This window comes from Sphingobium sp. (assembly GCF_035511395.1).
Lineage (GTDB): Bacteria > Pseudomonadota > Alphaproteobacteria > Sphingomonadales > Sphingomonadaceae > Sphingobium.
Map to the genome: position 1 here is coordinate 1 of NZ_DATKFP010000407.1, position 16913 is coordinate 16913.

The window sequence follows — 16913 nt, forward strand, 5'->3', positions numbered from 1 at the left end:
CGCCCCCAGCCGCATCGTCGAGACGGTGGTGCAGGTCAACGACCTGCGCAAGCGGGCCATGGGCCGCAAGATCGTCAAGGCCCTGGGCGGCGACGCGCGCGGCAAGACGGTCGCGCTGCTCGGTCTCACCTTCAAGCCCAATACCGACGACATGCGCGACGCTCCCAGCATCGCCATCGTCCAGGCACTCGAAGATGCTGGCGCGAAGATCGTCGCCTATGACCCCGAAGGCATGGAGGTCGCTGCGCCGATGATGCCCGGCGTCACCATGGCGAAGGATGCCTATGAGGCTGCTAGGGACGCCGACGCTCTCGTCCTCGTCACCGAATGGGACATCTTCCGCGCGCTCGACCTCAAGCGTCTCGCCGGGTCGATGACCGGCAATGCGCTCGTCGACCTGCGCAACATCTATCCCGTCGCCGAAGCCGCCGATGCAGGCTTCCAGCTCGCACGCGTAGGTGGCGCGGGCAATTGATCTGGCCCTGGGGGAAGGGCGCGGCCATGACCGCGCCCTTCCCCACATCCGTCACTGGATGATATCGGCGGCGATCCTCTTCATCATGGGGATCGCCGTTCCGGTTTTTGCAGGCTTCGTCTGACGGACGGGGCGGCTGGATAATGCCGCCGCACATTGTGCAGCGACTTGCTGGACCTGCGCGTCAGCAGCCGCATTCGCCTCTTCAAGGACATCGGTGTAGAGCTGGCAATAATCGATATAGGCCGCCTTGTTCTTTTCCCACAGGCGCCGAATATTGTCCGTCAGTTGGTAGTTTTCGATCGTCATCGCGCGGATCGCCACGGCCGGCTTCAACCCATGGAAATGGACCATGCTCGCCGCCTCGTTCACACCCCAATAGGGTTTCCAGTTCATCTCCAGCGGCAGGCGATCATATTTGTCGCCGAAAAAGTCGTTGAAGCTTTTCTGGTCATGTGGCGGCGTCTGGAAATTATTGGTCAGTCGATGCCGGATCGCCTCCCGAAATTCGGCATGAACCGCCCGCATATTGGCGACGTTGATGATCATCACGCCGGAATTGAAATAGCTCCAGTTGTCCTTGGAAAATTCGGGTGCGACCGCGATATAGGTGGGATAATCGGCGAAGCTGATTTCCTTGCAGAACAGCACGTCGCAATCGGCGTAGAGCACATAATCATCCTCCTGCTCGATCAACGGAATGTCCACGCGCAGCCAGTGGCCGAGGAATTTTCGGTATCGGTCGCCATAGCCGATCTTCAATTCCTGCTCGAACGAGACCTGATGATGGACGATCGTGGCGCCCAGCCTTTCCAATATCTCCAGTTCAGGAACCGGATCACCAGTATAAAGCAGGATCGGCTGAAGCCTGGCGTAACTGTAACAGCTATGGATCGCGACCTTCAATAGATCGAGATTGGCGCTGATGCCGCTCTGGTTGATGGAGAGATAGCATTTCCTGATCGTCATCTGCTGGCCCTTTATTGCCGCGATGGCGCCTGCCCGAACGGACGCGACCCGACCGGCAGCCGATCGGCTATCAGGCAGGTTTGAGCACCATGATGAAGGGAAGCCCGCTCGATGGATCGCTACAGGCAGATGAACTGCTAACAGGCGCGCACCATCATTGCAAATCAGATCAGTAGAGAATGAAATGAGCGGCGCGGCCGAGGGCACCACCCCCGTCAACCCGCTTCGACAGGATCAGGCCTTGATCTTCCAGCCCCGGCGCAGCAGCGCGTAGCAGAGCCCCCCGAAGATCAGGTTGAGTGCCAGCAGCACGAGGCTGCCCGTCACCACATTGGTATCCGCCGCCGCGACGAAGCCGTAGCGGAAGCCGGAGATGATGTAGAAGAAGGGGTTGGCGTGGCTGATCCCTTGGAAAAAGGCCGGCAGCCGGTCGATCGAATAGAAGGTACCCGACAGCAGGGCGAGCGGCCCGATCACGAAATTGGTGATCGCAGCGCCATGATCGAACTTGTCTGCCCAGATCGAGGTCAGCACCCCCAGGAAGGCGATGAAGCTGGTGCCAAGCAAGCCGAACCAGACCACCGCCCACAAATGCGCTGGCGTCACATGCACGCCCGGCCAGGTCGCCATGGCAAGCCACAGGGCGCAGCCGACGAGTACCGCGCGGGTCACTGACGAAGCCGCCAGCGCGAACAGCAATTCACCGACCGAGATAGGCGGCATCAGATAATCGACCAGCGTGCCTTGCACCTTGCCCACCATCAGCGAGAAGCTGGCATTGGCGAAGCAGGCGTTGATCATGCCCATGATGATGAGGCCCGGCGCAATAAAATCCGCGAAGGGCACTGCCTCCCCGCGCAGTGTCACGGTGCGCCCGCTACCGCCCAGCGCGACGATGAAAATGATGAGGAACATGAGTGTCGTGATCGCCGGCGCCCAGACGGTCTGGAGCTGCACCTTCATGAAGCGGCGCACTTCCTTGCGGTAGAGCGCCCAGGTGCCGGCCCAGTTCACGTTGCGGATCTGCGGCACCCCCGGTTCGGCAAACAGCGATTCGGCGGCAATTTTGGGCTGGTCGTTCATAGGCAGATCGACTATCGGCTGGTCCGTTGTGCTGCAAGGGGTCAGGTCCAAGGATTTGAACCTGCGTGGCGTGCTTCCCATATAGGAAGCCATAGACGAATTGTGAGGAGTTTTTCATTGTCCTGGACCGACGAGCGTATCGACCAGCTCAAGGCGATGTGGGAACGCGGCCTGACCGCCAGCCAGATTGCAGATGAACTGGGCGGCGTAAGCCGCAATGCCGTGATCGGCAAGGCGCACCGCCTGGGCCTGCAATCGCGCCCCTCGCCGGTAAAGGCGAACGAAGCGCCCAAGAAGGCCGCACCGCCGCCGCCGCGCAAGCCCGCCTCCGAAGCAGAGGCACCGCGCACCGCCGCTGCGCCGGTAGCACCGCAGCCGGCTCCGCCGCGTCCGGCTGCCCCCGCAGCGCCTGTCGCTGCTCCCGCCGCTGCCGCTTCACCAGAGGCTCCGCCCGCGCCGCCGCCACCGCGTATCGTGTCGGTCGGCCCCGGCGGCTTCTTGCGTCAGGGTCCGGGCGATCAGCAGGCGCCGATTCCGCCCGCACCGCCCCGCCGCCTTGTTCCGGCCAAGCCCAGCGCGGAGATCGCCGACAAGACCAGCCTGCTCGACCTGACCGAGCGGATCTGCAAGTGGCCGATGGGCCATCCGGGCGAACCGGACTTTCATTTCTGTGGCGAAGCGGTGAATCCCGGCTTCCCCTATTGCGTCGAACATTGCGGTCGCGCCTATCAGGCGCAGTTGCCGCGCGGCACGCGTCGCCCGCCCCCGCCCATGCCCTTCGGCGGCCCGCGCGTTCGCTGAGCCAACAAGAAAGGCCGCCCTTCGAGGCGGCCTTTTCATTGTCGGGAAGGGAGGCGGCATCCCGCCTCCCCATGTTCAGAAGCGGAACGCCGCCGTCACGCGGACACTCTGCGTCGTATATTGTTCATTGCTGCGACTGATAACGGTCTGACCCGACGTCGTCGCCGGATTGACGAAGGGGTTGGTCGCCGGGGCGCTGCCCTGGGTCACGGTCACCGTATAGTCGTTCGGGTTGAAGCGCGTGTAGCGATAGAGCACACCGATCGAGAAATTATCACTGATCTTGTGATCGATGCCGCCGCCGACGGTATAACCCCAATCACCCTCGGACTTGTTGTTTTCAGTGAAGCTATTGAGAGCGTTGGTCGTCTGGAAGCTGTTCTTGAACTTGCCATAGGCCAGACCACCGGTCGCATAGATCAGGGTACGGTTGAGGGCAAAACCTGCACGCAACCGCGCAGCCGCCTCCCAGTCCAGCCTGCGGCCCAATGTATAGCTCGCCGGAGTCGTGCTGAACCCGGTAACATAGTTGGTGCCATAGGACTGGCCACCTTCGATCACACCGCCGACGACGATGCTACCCATCTGCATGTCATAGCCCGCCATGGCCGACCATGCCGCTTTACCTTCCCGATCCATCGAAGAACAGGTGGTAGCGCTGGTCCCCTTGCCGTCGCAGAAGCCCGGAGCAAAGGCATTGCCGCCGCTCGGGGTCTGGACGATGTCGCCATATTGGCCGTCTCCGTTGGTATCGAAATAGACCTGTTCAAGATCGTTGGCCTTGTTGTTCGGAAGCCAGTTGTAACCAAGCGACCCACCGACATAAGGCCCGGTCCAATCCGGGCTGCCAGCATCATCCTGTGCCATTGCAGGCGCGGCAAGGACGAGGAAAAGGGTAGCGCCGAGCGGCGCGATGGATTTGAATTTCATAAGCGGTCTCCTCACCATGACGCAGACGATCTCGTCCACGGTTGCTGCGCCAACGACCTGCCATCCCCCTTTGTTTCACTTTGCATTACATTTTCGCAGAACCGTGATGCAAAAGCCTCACCCCACATCGACCAGCCAAAGTAAAAAAGGCCGCCCCATATGGAGCGGCCCCTTTCTTTCAGACGATGGTCAGCCCGACATCGACATTGCCCCGCGTCGCGTTTGAATAGGGGCAGATCTGGTGCGCGGCGGCGATCAGTTTTTCGGCATCAACGGGTTCCACACCCGGCAGGCGCACTTCCAGATCGGCGGTGATGCCGAAACCGCCAGCCGCGCGCGGGCCGATGCCGACCGTTGCGGTCACGCTCACATCCTGCGGGACCTTGATCTTCAACTGTCCGCCAGCGACCTTGAGCGCGCCGATGAAGCAAGCCGAATAGCCGGCCGCAAACAGTTGCTCGGGATTGGTGCCGTCGCCACCCGCACCGCCCAGTTCCTTGGGGGTCGAAAGCTTCACGGCGAACGCACCGTCTTCGGTGCGCGCTTCGCCATCACGGCCGCCCGTAGCGGTGGCGCGGGTGCTATATTTGACTTCGACGGACATAAAACCTCCTTTTTACTGCGATATTATTTATCGCGATAATTATTAGATAGGAATGTACCCGATCCTTGTCCAGCAGAAATTTATCGCGATATCCTTTTTCATGCTAATGGTCTGACAAAGGAGATAATTCATGGCCGCCGCCCGTCCGCTTGATGAACAGCTCTGCTTCTCGCTTTATGCCACCAGCATGGCCATCGGCCGCGCCTACAGGCCGATGCTGGATCGGCTGGGCATCACCTATCCGCAATATCTGGTGCTCCATGCGCTCTGGGAACAGGATGGGGGCACCATCGGCCAGATTGCCGAGCGACTCTCGCTCGAATCGAGCACCGTGACGCCGCTGGTCAAGAGGCTGGAGGCAGCCGGCTTTCTCGTCCGCGCCCGCTCCACCGCCGACGAGCGCCGGGTTGAGGTGCGCCTGACCGAACGAGGCACAGCGATGCGCGAGGCGTGCGGCTGCCTCGCCGAAGCGCTGATGGAACGGTCGGGCATGGAGGGCGCACAGCTTGCCGATCTCAATGCAAGGGTGAAGCAACTCTGGGCCGCGCTGCGCGATCCCCTGCCCTGACCACCCTGCCTGCACGAACCCGCGCTTGCGCCTGCCGCCCGCCCGCTTATAGCTTGTTTCCATGTCCGAAGACCTGTTCGCCGCCAACACGCCCACCACCCCCACCTATGACGCCTCCACCATCGAGGTGCTGGAAGGACTGGAGCCGGTTCGCCGTCGCCCCGGCATGTATATCGGCGGCACGGACGAGCGTGCGCTGCATCACCTGGCCAGCGAAGTGCTGGACAACAGCATGGACGAAGCGGTCGCAGGGCACGCCACCCGGATCGAGGTGACGCTGGAGGCGAGCAATCGGCTGACCATCACCGACAATGGCCGCGGTATCCCGGTCGATCCGCACCCCAAATTTCCGGACAAGTCGGCGCTGGAGGTGATCCTCACCACGCTTCATTCTGGGGGCAAGTTCGAGGGCAAGGCCTATGCCACATCGGGCGGCCTGCACGGCGTCGGCATTTCGGTGGTGAACGCCCTGTCGACCAGCACGATCGTCGAAGTCGCGCGCAACAAGGAATTGTTCCGGCAGAGCTTTTCGCAGGGTCTGCCGCAGACCAGCCTCGAAAAGGTCGGTGCTGCCCCTAACCGGCGCGGCACTTCGGTCGCCTTCGTCCCGGACATCGAGATTTTCGGCGAACAGAAATTCAAGCCCGCGCGCCTTTATCGCCTCGCCCGGTCCAAGGCCTATCTGTTCGCGGGCGTCGAGATACGCTGGAAATGCGATCCCGCGCTGATCAGCGACGATACGCCGGCCGAAGCCGTGTTCCAGTTTCCCGGTGGGCTTGCCGATCATCTGAAAGAGCAGCTGGGCGACCGCGACTGCGCGACCACGCAATTCTTTTCCGGCAATCAGGATTTCCCCAGCACCGCCGGCCGCGTCGAATGGGCGGTCGCCTGGCCGCTCTGGTCGGATGGTTCCTATAGCTGGTATTGCAACACCATTCCGACCCCCGATGGCGGCACTCATGAAGCGGGCCTGCGTGCGGCGCTGGTGAAGGGCATCCGCGCCTTCGGCGATCTTGTCGGCCAGAAGAAAGCGAAGGATATCACCGCCGACGACATCATGACGTCGTCGGAGATCATGCTGTCGGTCTTCATCCGCGATCCCCAGTTTCAGAGCCAGACCAAGGATCGTTTGACCAGCCCAGACGCCGCGCGCCTCGTCGAAAATGCCGTGCGCGATCATTTCGACCATTTCCTGACCGATCATATGGACCGGGGCAAGGCGCTGCTCTCTTATGTGCTCGACCGCATGGACGAGCGCCTCAAGCGCAAGCAGGAGAAGGAGGTCAAGCGCAAGACCGCGACGAACAGCCGGAAATTGCGCCTGCCCGGCAAGCTGACCGACTGTTCCAACGACGATCCCGAAGGCGCGGAAATCTTCCTGGTGGAGGGTGATTCGGCGGGCGGATCAGCCAAGCAGGCACGCGACCGCAAGACGCAGGCGATCCTGCCGTTGCGCGGGAAGATCCTGAACGTGGCGTCGGCTAACACCGCCAAGATCCTGGCGAACCAGGAAATCGCCGACATGATCCTGGCGCTGGGCTGCGGCACCCGCAAGGACTGCAATCCCGACAATCTGCGCTACGAACGCATCGTCATCATGACCGACGCCGACGTCGACGGCGCGCATATCGCGACCCTGTTGATGACCTTCTTCTTCCAGGAAATGCCCGAACTGGTGCGGCGCGGCCATCTCTACCTCGCCCAGCCACCGCTCTATCGCCTGGTTGCCGGCGGCAAGAGCCTCTATGCCAAGGACGACGCCCATCGCGAGCAGTTGATGACGAAGGAGTTCAAAGGCAAGAAGGTCGACGTCAGCCGATTCAAGGGGCTTGGCGAAATGAACCCGATGCAGTTGCGCGAAACCACCATGGATCCCAAGACGCGCATGTTGATCCGCATCACCCTGCCTGATGACATCGAGGACCGTCAACAAGTGCGCGATCTGGTCGACCGGCTGATGGGCACCAATCCGGCGCACCGCTTCGCCTTCATCCAGGAAAACGCAGCCGCAGTGGACGAGGAAGCGATCGACGCATGAGGATGATATCGTCCGCCTCGCCCTTCCCTGGGGCGTAGCGCGTGCGGCTATGGTCGATCCTGCTGTCGCTGCTTCTCATGGCGCTGCCCATGAAGGCTTCGGCGCAGATCGACCCCGCCTATCAGGCTCGCGCCGAACAATTGCTCCATATTCTTGCCGCGCCGGGTGGCGAGGCCGACTTTTTCGCTCCACTCTTCCTCGACGCCGTCCCGGTCGATCGCTGGCGCGCGATCGCCGCCGATCTGCGTGCCCAGCATGGAAAGCCCGTCGCGCTGGGATCGGTCCGGACCGAAAGCGCCACGGCGGGCCAGGTCGAAATCCGCTATGAACGCGCAACGGTTGGCTTCGCTATTGTCGTGGCGCCCCAGCCTCCGCATCGGGTGATCGGCCTGCATATCATCGGCGCGCGCACTGCCAATGACAGCCTGGACAAGGTCGTGGCCGACATCTCCGCCCTGTCCGGCACCACCGCCTTCGCCATTGCCAGACTGACCGACGACGGCCCGCACCTGCTGCGCGCCCATCGCGCCGACGCGCAGATGGCGACAGGTTCCAGTTTCAAACTTTATATCCTGGGCGAACTCGCCCGCGTCTCTGCGGCGCGCGAACGGCGCTGGAGCGATGTCATTCCGCTTGGTCCCAAGAGCTTTTCCGGCCGCCTGATGAACTGGCCGGACAGCGCGCCCATGACGCTCCATAGCCTCGCGACCGCGATGATCGCCGAAAGCGACAATAGCGCGGCCGACACGCTGCTACTGGCGCTGGGGCGCGACAGGGTGGATTCGATGCTTGCGATGACCGGCCATGCCGATGCGGCAAAGACGCTGCCGCTGCTCGGCACCGCCGAAGCCTTTGCCCTCAAGATGCCGGCTAATGCCGACCTGCGCCGCCGCTTCGAGGCCGGCTCTCCCGAAGCCCGACGCTCCCTGTTGCGGGACGCCAGTCCGCGGCTTACTGCGAACCGGGTGGATATCGGCAGCGTCGCCGAAGTGCCCACCGCGATCGACAGCATCGAATGGTTCGCTTCTCCCATGGACATGGTCGGCGTGCTGGACTGGCTGCGCGTCCATGGCAGCGACGCTCTGCCGATCCTTGCCGTCAATCCCGGCATTGCCCCGGCCGATGCGAAGCGGTGGCGCTATCTGGGCTATAAGGGGGGCAGCGAACCGGGCGTCATGGCAATGAACTTCCTCGTCCAGGCCCAGGACGGCGCATGGTACGCCGTCAGTGGCAGCTGGAACAATCCAACGGCGCGGGTCGGAGAAGGCAGGTTCGTTGCGCTGATGACGCGGGCGCTCAACTTGCTGGCGGACTCGCCGCCCTGATCCGGTCGGATCCGCGCACTCGACAGCAGGCAGTCCATGCCGTCATTCGCCCGCGATCGCGACCGCTCTGGCGAACACTGCGTCGAACATCTCCGCCGTCAACCGGCCGACATTCTGATTATAGCGTGAGCAATGATAGCTATCGATCAGGATACGCCCGTCGGGCATCCGATGCTCGGCCAGATGGGCGAAACGAGCCTTGGGCAGCTTGCCGCCCAACACTTTCACCGCCGACTGGTGCGCAATCTCGCCCAGGGCGATGAAGGTGCGCGCTCGCGGCAGGGCGGACACCGCCTGCGCCAGGAAAGGCCGGCAGTTGTGAACCTCCTGCGGCACCGGCTTGTTATGCGGCGGCATGCATTTGACCGCATTGAGGATGATCGCGCCCCGCAACGTCAGCCCGTCGTCCGGTCGCCCTTCATATTGCCCCTTGGTCAGCCCGTGCCGGGCCAGCGTGGAAAAGAGCAATTCGCCGGCCTGATCCCCGGTAAAAGGCCGTCCGGTGCGATTGGCGCCCTGTCGTCCCGGAGCGAGACCGATGATGGCAATGCGCGCATCCGGATCACCGAATGCAGGGACGGGCGCATTCCACCAGTCGGGATGCTCGACCCGGCAAGCCGTCCGCACATCGACCAAACGCGGACAATGCAAGCAGTCGCGGGACGGCTCGGTTTCGGGCAAGGGACTTTCCAGGATCATCGGGAGCAGATAGGCGCTGGAGCATGGCGGACACAACCCATCTCTATGCGCTGGCACTTGGATCGAACCGTCCCCTGTCCGCACGCCGCACTCCATCCCGGCTATTGAAGGAAGCGGCCACGCTGGTCGGCGTGCAAGCGCGGGTGATAGCCGTGTCGCCCACGATCTTTACACCGCCGCTCGGCCCGTCGACACGCATATTCGCCAATGGCGCGATGCTGGTGGAAACCCCGCTGCCTCCACGCGCGATGCTGGTATTCCTCCAGTCGATCGAGAAACGGCTCGGACGCCGCCGCCATCGCCGCTGGGGCGCACGCAGCATTGATATCGACATCATATTCTGGTCGGGTGGTACCTGGCGCGATCGGGCACTGACGATTCCTCACGCAGCGTGCCGCGACCGCAGCTTCGTCCTGACCCCGCTGATAGCCATTGCACCGGGCTGGCGCGATCCCGTTACCGGCCTTTGCATACGCCACCTTCATGGTCGTCTGCAAAAAGCGACAGCAAAGCACGCGACAAGAGGTTGACCATCTGCCCCGCCCGCTTTAGGGCGACCTCCACCTCCTCGGGGGCCCTTAGCTCAGTCGGTAGAGCAACTGACTTTTAATCAGTAGGTCGCTGGTTCGAATCCAGCAGGGCTCACCATCGGAATAGGCGCCATTCGGATTACCGAGAACGCCCCTGATCGTTGGAAACCGGCCTTCATCTGAACAGCGGCAACGTCCCTTGCCCTCCGCCTCCTGAACGGCTCCGAGTTCCCCCTCCTTCTTCTCGTGCAAACATGCTTCCGACATGTCCGAGATAATGCGGATTGAACGCCCCCATTTTCGCCAGCGCGCTTAAGTCGACCATTTCCAGCGAGCGGTGACGCCAATAGAGCAACCCCGTCGACCGGAGCAGGTTGATGCTCCGGTTCACCTGCACCAGGCTGAGGCCGGTGCAGTCGGCGATATCGCGCTGCGCCATCGGGAAATTGACCGCCCGCTTTTCTTTGGAGCTTTCGAGCAGCAGAGCACGCACATAAAGCTCGCAGAGCAGATGAGCGATGCGTTGCGTCGCGCCGAACCGCCCAATAACGGAAATCCACTGGCGCTGAATGGCGAGCGTCATGCTCAAATCCCGTCGCAGCGCCCTTTCCAAGCCAGGAAACTCCGCCGTAACCGCCATGAAATCGATCTGGGACAGTTGGGCAAAGACGACCGGCGAAATGGAGCAGGCAGAATGATCCTGATAGGCATGCGCGACGTCATGTCCCAATATGTCGCCCGGCATCAGAATTTGCACGATCTGACGCGTGCCATTTTCGAATTGATGGTAACGGCAGGCCCAACCGTCCACGATGACCCGCACGTTGGACGCCGGATCGCCATCGACATAGATATCCTGACGTGCCTTAGCCTGTCGCAATTGCCGTTGCGCCACATCCGCCAGCGATTGCGCCTCTTCTGGAGAGACACCCAGTTTCCAGCCCAGTTTCCTGGCAAACCCGTCCAGCACCATAAATCTCCGCGGCCTGACTCTCGCCAGATTCGGGCCGTCGAATGCTTTTAGTCGATTATACCAATAAAGTATCTACATCATTAGGCTAACCCATAGCCTAATAAGAATAATGTCAAATGATGTAACGCCATCAAGATGACGTTCTCACCCGCAAAACTATTGATCCACATCAACATGACATCCGAAATATATGTCATTATCAGATATTCAGCTCGGCGATCAAAACATCGGCCTACCGCAATTATAGGCGGGAACAGCACCAGAACCGGCCCCAACCATCTTCAGGTAGCGGATATCCTCCTTCGCCAGGAAGTTCAGATATTCCTCGATATTGGGATAACCGTCTCCGTCGCGATCGTCATTAGCGTCCCAGACATTTGGATTAGTATTCCTGAACTTCTTTTCCCATTCATCGGGCATACCATCATTGTCGCTGTCGATCTTGGCAGTGCGCTTCGTAATCCGCGCCCAGCCACCAGCTTCCGCAACCGTCGATGGCCAGTTCTGGTCGAACTTGTAGGGCGCCGTATCGCAGGTTCGGACGTCATCGACATACATGGCGTCCACATTGTCGCGACACGCCCCATGGAGACAAAGGTTGGCACCGGCGAAAGTCATGACGTCGCGAAATGCCTGTTGCGCGGAAGTCAGCCTGATCGGGTCGAAAGAGGGCGACTTCATGCCGGGCATCAATGCGTAAAGCTTGTCCTGCACGACGGTCAGGCCAAAACGACTGCAATCCTGCAAGCCGGCGGCGGTAAGGCCGCAGACCGAATTCGCACTGACATGAGCGATATAGCCCGCACTCTTCTGGAAAGAATCTGTCGTGGTCGACCCGAACTGCCCGGCGATTCGCGTCCTGGGCGTCACATTCCCCTTGGAGAAAATATTGAAGCCGAAGGCAAAGCGGCTGGCATTCGCATAGAGGCCAATCAGATAATTGCCATCGGATGCATTATATTTTGGACCACGCAAATAGACGTTGTTCAAGTAATTGGCGTAAACGCTTCCGAACTGGTTCGAAACCAGCCCAGCCTCGGCAATGAAATTGTAGAGAACATTATTGATGACATCGACCTGACCAGTTGCTCCCGCCACCGCCGGATTGGAGCCCACGGCGATGTTGATGCCGCGCTGCTCTCCATGCTGTGACAGGTTATGCGCGATGGTTACGCGCGTCGCGGGCTTCAGGAAGAAGGTCTTGCAGTGCAGATATGATGTGTGCCCGGCATTCCTGCAAATATTGGGACCGATGATAGACCATTGAACGGTACAATCTGTGCAAGCCATGTCCAGACTCTCATCAGTTCCGAACATCGTCGACACATGGTCGATAATCTGGTTATTGGTACCCGACATGCGGATCGGATCGCCATTTTCGGATGCACGCCCCAGATGCGGCCCGGTGCGCGTGCGCACATGGCGCAAGATCATGTGATTTCCACCACGCCGTGTGTCGATCAGGGAATCTACGGGATCATATTTCGATCCCAGGCGAAATTCGATACCTCCCGGCGAGGTCTGACCCGCAATATAGATTTTTGGCTGAGTAATGAAGGCCGGCGCCTGAAGAATGATAGCACCCGCCACATCGAACACGCAATAACGCGGACGATTAGCCGGAATAGCATAGGGATTGGTGATCGGCAGAGCGAGCGCACATTCACGATAACTGATCTTGCCATCCAACGGATCGGCGACATCAGTGAGTGTGTTTATCTTGTACACAACCGCATCCGGACTTCGCACGCTTGTATTCTTGCCAAAACCTGTTGCAGTCGGGAATGCCAACGGATGGAGAGCGCGGTCCGGAATGGCGCCGTCGTCGGGATTGACGAAGGCGGCGGCCGTTCCGGATGCGACGGCAGCAGCGACAGAAGGTATCGGAACCGCGAGGCTTCGCGTGGACAGGAGCGGCGATGCTGCAGTGGACGAGGATAGAGAGGTAGCCGTTCCGACATTCTCAGCCAGAGCAGCTTCCTTCACCCAGCCGTCCACGCCCTGGGCAAAGTCAACATTCCACCAGCGTTCATCATTCTGGATCAAGGGCCCGCCAACAATAGCCCCGCTGGCCGCCGCCTTCTGGATACCCGCGCCCGTCCGCAAATCCCCTTGCACCACCCAGAAATCGGCGGCGAGTTTCACTTTCGCACCAATGTCGATGGAGCCTGCGCGAACCACGACGCCGCTCGCGACCAGTGCAGCCAACACCGCCGTCAGAAAAAGGAGCTTCGCTCGTTTGTTTGCAGAACGCGACATTCCCCACCCCACTCCGATATCTTCAACAGGCAATATTCCGCCATCATCCGGCTTCGCATTCCGGATCATCAACTTGCCCGCACCCTTTTCTGAAACTCTCCACCGCAGTGCCCACGACAAATGCCGCACCCGAAATGAACCCGGTGCGGTTCTATCGACACATTGATCGCGATCAAGTTAACTCATCGCAAAATTTTCATCAGCCCGCCTCAAAATTGCTGATGAAAATAGTCATCATGTCCTAAAGATCATGTTCTTTAGGACATGATTATGGATGGATACTTTAATTATCGGAATAATATCAGGTCAAGTCAGAGAAGATTGCTCGCGATCGCAACGACCTGAGTGCGATTATTCGCGCCGAGCCTACGCATCAGCTCCTTAACATGCGCCTTGACCGTCCGCTCGCTGATGACCAGCCTGCCGGCTATCTCTCGGTTGGTGAGGCCACGCGCCACGCCTTCCAATACTTCGCGCTGGCGCTGGGTAAGCCGTTCGTCATGGGTGAGCAAGCTTCCGACCGGCGTAACCGCCGATCCCAGCCCCGGCCCCGCCAGCACGGATCGCGGGTATATGATGCACCCGCGCCCTACGATGCAGATCGCATCCTTGGTCAGTTCGAACGACATTTCGCTGTTGAGATAGCCATCGACGCCCAGTCGCAGCGCGACTCCCGCATGATCGGTATCGGTATGAGTGGTCAGGATCAGTATCCGCCCTCCGGGAGCGGCGACCTGCAACGGATCAATCATATCGGACAAGCTGGCCAGATCAAACGCATCGGACGCGAGGTTGAGCAGGACTGCATTGATCATCCGCTGCTCGCGCAGGGTTGTGGAGGCTTCCCACACGCTGGCGGCGGCCGTCACCGATCGGATTTCCGGCGTGTCCTGGAGCGCTGCGATAAGGCAATCGCGGGTGAGCGACCGGGGGTCGATCACAAGCAGGTGCAGTTCGCGGAGCGTATCCCGACCGCCAGTCCCCAATCCTCCCTCAATAGCTATCAAATCCGGGGGCAACGGCTTGCCCTTTCTTGAAAAACGGTTGCCTGCCCACCGCTGCCGGGTGGGTCCGGTTACGGCCTCAGTCCTACCCGGCACGACGGCCGATCAACCGCATGAGGGGCGCAAGCCGATTGGGGGTTTCCTCCTCGCCATAAGTATATTTGCGATAATGCTGGATGCTGTCGCCATAGCGAAGCTGCGCATGTTTCCGATATTGTACGCGATTGAAGGCCGCGCCGGTGATCGGTTCGCCGAACTGCAATATGGCGGATCGCAGGAGGTCGGGCGTGGTGCGTCCCCAGCGGAGCACCATCACCGTCTGGTCGGCATGATGCGCTAGCTCCTGCGCATCCCCCACCGCCAGGACCGGCGGCGTATTGAGGACGATCACATCATAGCGCGCGCGCAGGGCCGATATCAGCGTTTCGACCCGTGGCGAGGCGATTGCTGCGCCTGGATCTGGCGCGGATCGCAGCGCCCGGATGCCATGAATGGTCGGGGTCGACGCGCTGGTCAGGATGACTTCGTCGAGCGTGGCATTGCCGGCGAGATAATCGAGCAGATCCTTGCCCGACGTGCCGCGCTGCAACGTGCTTCCCAGCCCTGGGCGACGCAGATCGAAGTCGATGACGATCGCCCGGCGCCCACGCGCGATCGCGGCGGACGCCAGCCCGATCGACAGCGTCGTCTTGCCATCGCCCGGCAGAGGCGACGTGACCATGACCACATTCCCGGCGGCACGGCCAGCGCTGCGCGCGAGCCGGCTTTCGATCGATCGCACCGATTCAGCAAAGGTCGAATAGGGATGATCGATCACACGCTGGTGCGTGGCGATGCGCTGCTCACGGCGGTCGGTAAGACGCGGGATCAACCCCAAAGTGGGCAGACCGGCGATTGCCCAGATCTGCGCCGCGCTGCGGACCTGCGTATCGAGCGCCTCACTCAGCATCACGACGATCAGGCCGAAAATGATCGCGGCGACGGCGGCCGCTGCCATGATCTGTGTCCGGCGCGGGAAGCTGGGCTGCGTCGGCTGAAGGGCGGGAGATGCGATGGTCGCATCGGCCTTCACATTCTTCTCGTCCCGGCGGATCTCGTTGAGACGGCCAAGCGATGCGAGATAGACGGTTTGCAGAGCCTGGGCATTGCGTTCTAGGTCGGCAAGCGGAACGCCCTGAACGATGGCGTTGAGCGACCGCGACCTGAGCGAGGCGACATCGCCCGCAAGTTGGGACTCGCGCGACTGCTGGGCGGAGGCTTCATTGGCCAATTGCGCCCGCACACGGGCAGACTCGTTGGAGATGTTGCTGTCCAGCTGGCTCAGTTCAGCATAGGCTTTCCGCACGTCGGGATGACCGCTGCCATAGAGGGTGGTCAGTTCGCTGAGACGACGCTGCACATTCGCCTGCTGGCTGCGCAGGTCCGCCAGGAGCGGCGACATCAATTGCCCCGCCGAACCCGAACGCCTCGCCGCTTCGGCACGCTGGCCACGGGTCGCCGCCAGTTCGGCCGCCGCACGCCCGAGTTGCGCCGCATTCGCATCACTGCCCGCCCCCGGATCGAGGCCCCGCGAGCGCCGGTAGGAGGCGATCGACTGTTCGGTGGAAACAAGCTGCCCGCGCAGCTCGGCGACGCGTTCGCCGAGCGTCTGGATACGCCGCTTGACCGCTGACTGCCGTTCCTCGACCTGCGATTTCACATAGGCACGCGTGATCTTGTTCGCGATCCGCGCCGCCTTGTCGGGGCTGACGGAAGTCACGGTGACGTCCACGAAACTCGACTGTCCGTCCTGCTCGACCTTGACCGCATCCAGCAGACGATCGGTCGTCCGTTCGATCAGTTGGGGCGACGTGTTGCCCTTTACCGAAGCCTTGGGCAGTTCGCGGTCGTCCGCGTTCCAGAAGGTCACGCGATCCCAGAAGTCGTCCCACCTGGTCCGCTTGTCGGGATTGGCATAGGGGTTGAACTCCGGATCGTCATGCAGCGCCATGTCGCGCACGACCTGGCGTGCGACGGCACGGGACTGGAGCAACTGGATCTGCGTTTCGATCTGATGCTCACGACGCAGTTCCGCGTCGCGGATGGAGGCCGCAGTCTCATCCTCGGTCGACATCACCGTCTCGCCCGTATCGACGCGCATGACGGCAGTGGCCTGATATCGCGGTGCGATGAAAGCCAGCGCGATGGCGGCCAGGACAATGACGACGAGAAAAGTGATCCCCAGACGCCGTTGATGGCGCCGCAGAACCCGGAGGAAATCGACCCCCGATGCCTGCTGTGGCACGGCGGGTGGGGGTGGTCTCATATCCGCCAGCGCACGGTCCTGCATATTTCGTCACTCCGAATCGATACGAAACTGAAGATTGTGGAGCCTTGGACCTTACGCGGCTGCCGAAACGCAGCCAGAAACCAGAAGGGTGCATTCCGACGATTTTGGGTAGCACCCCGCGCTTCTCCTACCGCTGGCCGTGTTCCCTATACCTCTACTGAACTATCCCTCTTTGCCGCCTAGCAATCAGGCGGCGGAACCGGCACGCCACAGCCATGACTCAAGAGCCACCGTCGTCGCCCAGCCCAGCCGCTTCGATCGGCGGGGATATCGAAACCATGGCCCTGGCCGCCATGCAGGAGCCTTCGCACGGCGGCAGACCAGAC

Annotated in this window: 15 protein-coding genes and 1 tRNA gene; 7 read left to right on the forward strand and 9 right to left on the reverse strand. The window is 61.2% G+C overall.

The genetic code is table 11. The features are described from left to right. Nucleotides 1–475, forward strand: a 475-nt coding sequence (locus VMR39_RS27220; protein WP_325421129.1) for a UDP binding domain-containing protein, incomplete at its 5' end; no start/stop codon positions are given. A 51-nt stretch (nucleotides 476–526) separates the two neighbouring features. Here VMR39_RS27220 and VMR39_RS27225 read toward each other — a convergent pair. Further along, nucleotides 527–1444, reverse strand: a complete 918-nt coding sequence (locus VMR39_RS27225; protein WP_325421131.1) for a hypothetical protein — start codon at nucleotides 1442–1444, stop codon at nucleotides 527–529. 234 nt (nucleotides 1445–1678) lie between these two features. Then, nucleotides 1679–2527, reverse strand: a complete 849-nt coding sequence (locus VMR39_RS27230) for an ABC transporter permease (RefSeq protein ID WP_325421133.1) — start codon at nucleotides 2525–2527, stop codon at nucleotides 1679–1681. A 117-nt stretch (nucleotides 2528–2644) separates the two neighbouring features. On the opposite strand from VMR39_RS27230, the gene VMR39_RS27235 reads away from it, so the two are divergent. Next, nucleotides 2645–3328, forward strand: coding sequence for a GcrA family cell cycle regulator (locus VMR39_RS27235; RefSeq protein ID WP_325421135.1), 684 nt, complete (start codon nucleotides 2645–2647; stop codon nucleotides 3326–3328). A gap of 75 nt (nucleotides 3329–3403) precedes the next feature. Here the strand turns inward: VMR39_RS27235 and VMR39_RS27240 are convergent, their stop codons facing one another. Both VMR39_RS27240 and VMR39_RS27245 read right to left on the reverse strand, forming a co-directional pair. Then, the gene (locus tag VMR39_RS27240) at nucleotides 3404–4258 is read right to left on the reverse strand and encodes an outer membrane protein (protein ID WP_325421137.1); all 855 of its coding nucleotides are present in this window, start codon (nucleotides 4256–4258) and stop codon (nucleotides 3404–3406) included. A 178-nt stretch (nucleotides 4259–4436) separates the two neighbouring features. Then, nucleotides 4437–4862, reverse strand: a complete 426-nt coding sequence (locus VMR39_RS27245) for an organic hydroperoxide resistance protein (protein ID WP_325421139.1) — start codon at nucleotides 4860–4862, stop codon at nucleotides 4437–4439. 130 nt (nucleotides 4863–4992) lie between these two features. Here VMR39_RS27245 and VMR39_RS27250 point away from each other — a divergent pair, with 130 nt between their 5' ends. From VMR39_RS27250 to VMR39_RS27260, 3 genes are all read left to right on the forward strand, one after another. Beyond that, on the forward strand, nucleotides 4993–5430 hold the full coding sequence (locus VMR39_RS27250) for a MarR family transcriptional regulator (protein WP_325421141.1): 438 nt from the start codon (nucleotides 4993–4995) through the stop codon (nucleotides 5428–5430). A 61-nt stretch (nucleotides 5431–5491) separates the two neighbouring features. After that, nucleotides 5492–7468 (forward strand): DNA topoisomerase IV subunit B, encoded by a 1977-nt coding sequence (gene parE / locus VMR39_RS27255; RefSeq protein WP_325421143.1) that lies wholly within the window; start codon nucleotides 5492–5494, stop codon nucleotides 7466–7468. Nucleotides 7469–7509: 41 nt separating this feature from the next. Beyond that, nucleotides 7510–8793: a serine hydrolase gene (locus VMR39_RS27260; RefSeq protein ID WP_325421145.1), complete on the forward strand. Its 1284-nt coding sequence runs from the start codon at nucleotides 7510–7512 to the stop codon at nucleotides 8791–8793. A gap of 42 nt (nucleotides 8794–8835) precedes the next feature. On the opposite strand, the gene VMR39_RS27265 is transcribed toward VMR39_RS27260, so the two are convergent. Beyond that, a complete protein-coding gene (locus tag VMR39_RS27265) occupies nucleotides 8836–9492 on the reverse strand; it encodes a uracil-DNA glycosylase (protein WP_325421147.1) in 657 nt (218 codons plus the stop codon). Nucleotides 9493–9515: 23 nt separating this feature from the next. Here VMR39_RS27265 and folK point away from each other — a divergent pair, with 23 nt between their 5' ends. Both folK and VMR39_RS27275 read left to right on the forward strand, forming a co-directional pair. Beyond that, nucleotides 9516–10022, forward strand: a complete 507-nt coding sequence (gene folK, locus VMR39_RS27270; RefSeq protein ID WP_325421149.1) for a 2-amino-4-hydroxy-6-hydroxymethyldihydropteridine diphosphokinase — start codon at nucleotides 9516–9518, stop codon at nucleotides 10020–10022. 42 nt (nucleotides 10023–10064) lie between these two features. Then, nucleotides 10065–10140: transfer RNA gene (locus VMR39_RS27275), tRNA-Lys, on the forward strand. Nucleotides 10141–10197: 57 nt separating this feature from the next. On the opposite strand, the gene VMR39_RS27280 is transcribed toward VMR39_RS27275, so the two are convergent. The 4 genes from VMR39_RS27280 to VMR39_RS27295 all read right to left on the reverse strand — a co-directional run bounded on the left by VMR39_RS27280 (nucleotide 10198) and on the right by VMR39_RS27295 (nucleotide 16587). Beyond that, on the reverse strand, nucleotides 10198–10992 hold the full coding sequence (locus tag VMR39_RS27280) for a Crp/Fnr family transcriptional regulator (protein WP_325421151.1): 795 nt from the start codon (nucleotides 10990–10992) through the stop codon (nucleotides 10198–10200). Between the two features lie 222 nt (nucleotides 10993–11214). After that, entirely contained in the window at nucleotides 11215–13323 is a 2109-nt protein-coding gene (locus VMR39_RS27285; RefSeq protein WP_325421153.1) for a hypothetical protein, read from the reverse strand. A 242-nt stretch (nucleotides 13324–13565) separates the two neighbouring features. After that, on the reverse strand, nucleotides 13566–14240 hold the full coding sequence (locus VMR39_RS27290) for a response regulator transcription factor (protein WP_325421155.1): 675 nt from the start codon (nucleotides 14238–14240) through the stop codon (nucleotides 13566–13568). Between the two features lie 103 nt (nucleotides 14241–14343). Further along, complete coding sequence (locus tag VMR39_RS27295; RefSeq protein WP_325421157.1) at nucleotides 14344–16587, reverse strand: GumC family protein; 2244 nt, start codon at nucleotides 16585–16587, stop codon at nucleotides 14344–14346. Nucleotides 16588–16913 lie beyond the last annotated feature (326 nt).

Bases quoted from the DNA above. Each gene is read 5' to 3' on its own strand.
- VMR39_RS27225 (WP_325421131.1), bottom strand. From the start codon at position 1,444: ATGACGATCAGGAAATGCTATCTCTCCATCAACCAGAGCGGCATCAGC.
- VMR39_RS27230 (WP_325421133.1), bottom strand. From the start codon at position 2,527: ATGAACGACCAGCCCAAAATTGCCGCCGAATCGCTGTTTGCCGAACCG.
- VMR39_RS27240 (WP_325421137.1), bottom strand. From the start codon at position 4,258: ATGAAATTCAAATCCATCGCGCCGCTCGGCGCTACCCTTTTCCTCGTC.
- VMR39_RS27245 (WP_325421139.1), bottom strand. From the start codon at position 4,862: ATGTCCGTCGAAGTCAAATATAGCACCCGCGCCACCGCTACGGGCGGC.
- VMR39_RS27250 (WP_325421141.1), top strand. From the start codon at position 4,993: ATGGCCGCCGCCCGTCCGCTTGATGAACAGCTCTGCTTCTCGCTTTAT.
- parE (WP_325421143.1), top strand. From the start codon at position 5,492: ATGTCCGAAGACCTGTTCGCCGCCAACACGCCCACCACCCCCACCTAT.
- VMR39_RS27265 (WP_325421147.1), bottom strand. From the start codon at position 9,492: ATGATCCTGGAAAGTCCCTTGCCCGAAACCGAGCCGTCCCGCGACTGC.
- folK (WP_325421149.1), top strand. From the start codon at position 9,516: ATGGCGGACACAACCCATCTCTATGCGCTGGCACTTGGATCGAACCGT.
- VMR39_RS27285 (WP_325421153.1), bottom strand. From the start codon at position 13,323: ATGATCCGGAATGCGAAGCCGGATGATGGCGGAATATTGCCTGTTGAA.
- VMR39_RS27295 (WP_325421157.1), bottom strand. From the start codon at position 16,587: ATGCAGGACCGTGCGCTGGCGGATATGAGACCACCCCCACCCGCCGTG.